General features: G+C 65.1%; 2 protein-coding genes. Both read right to left on the bottom strand.

Annotated features, from left to right (window positions below; all coding sequences use genetic code 11):
- A partial coding sequence (locus DK261_RS13045; protein ID WP_146218529.1) for a filamentous hemagglutinin N-terminal domain-containing protein occupies positions 1 to 548 on the bottom strand: 548 nt, incomplete at its 3' end.
- A 24-nt stretch (positions 549 to 572) separates the two neighbouring features.
- Positions 573 to 1111, bottom strand: a 539-nt coding sequence (locus DK261_RS13040; RefSeq protein WP_146218528.1) for a ShlB/FhaC/HecB family hemolysin secretion/activation protein, incomplete at its 5' end; no start/stop codon positions are given.

The raw sequence follows: 1111 nt of genomic DNA, 5'->3' as shown, positions 1-1111 counted from the left end.
TCGATCACCGGCTTGCCAGTGGTCAGGGTGGCTTTCGGGGTGTTGATGAAGCCGCAGCCATTGCAGCTGATGCCATAGGGGTTGGCGACGATCACATGGGCCGACTGCCCCGCCACTTCGGTGTAGCCGCGCAGTTGGCTGGGGCTGCCACCGTTGACTTCGTTGAGGATGGTTTGCGCGGCGACGCCCTTGAGGTTCGGGTTGCCGACGATGATCCCGCCCAGCTGGGTGCTTTGCGTGCGGTCGGTGGCGTTGTTGAGGATCAGCCCCTGCTGGCCGACGTTGTAGTCGTGGAACTGGTTGTGCGACAGGCCGCTGCCATTGGGCGTGGCGATATTGACGATGGGCACGCCGTTGCCCGCTTGCCCCAGGCTGGTGCCCGGCGCGCTGACCACGATGCCTTCCGCCTGGACCCACAGCGGTTGCCAGAACATGGCGTTGGCCAGGATGAACGCCAGGCCGCGCTTGGGCATGCCCCAGAAGTGCTCGCGGGTTTTCAGGGCAGCAGAAGGCTGACGGGCCAGGAAGGCAAATTGGCGAACGTCCATGTCGAAGTCTCGAAAAAACGCGATTTAGAGGAAAAAGTCCAGGCGGAAGTAGATCGGCGCTTCGCGCTCAGTCAGGACATCCGGACGCTCAAGGGAATGGGCGAAGGTCACGCTGGTCGCCAGGTGCTGGCCGCGGGCGAACAGCTCCAGGGAGTTGCTCGACAGACGCCCGTGCTGCTCGCCGTTGTAGCGGTCGCCACGGATCACACCCTGGTCGTAGCCCAGGCTGCTGCCGTACTCGGCGAACACCGGGCGCAGCCAGCCGAGGGTCACCGGACGGCTCCAGCGCAGGTCGTTGCGCCAGTAACCGCCGCTGTCGCCGGACAGCGACTGATCCTTGTACCCGCGAATCGACGACTGCCCGCCCAGGCTGGTGCGCTGCGGGCTGAACAGCACGTCTTCGCTGCGCTGGCCGGTCATCAGGCTGCTGAAGCTGAACGACTCGCCCCACAGCTTGAACGGCTGCAGGTAACTGAGGGTGGCGGTGTATTTGCGGTAGCGCGCATTCGGCTCGCCCGGCCCTGGGTGGCCATTGTCCTGGGCGTCGAAGGCACCGATGCCGT

The organism is Pseudomonas sp. RW409 (assembly GCF_003184125.1).
GTDB classification, from domain to species: domain Bacteria; phylum Pseudomonadota; class Gammaproteobacteria; order Pseudomonadales; family Pseudomonadaceae; genus Aquipseudomonas; species Aquipseudomonas chlororaphis_I.
Note: the sequence above shows the minus strand (reverse complement) of the source record. Positions and strands in the feature narration are given on the sequence as shown.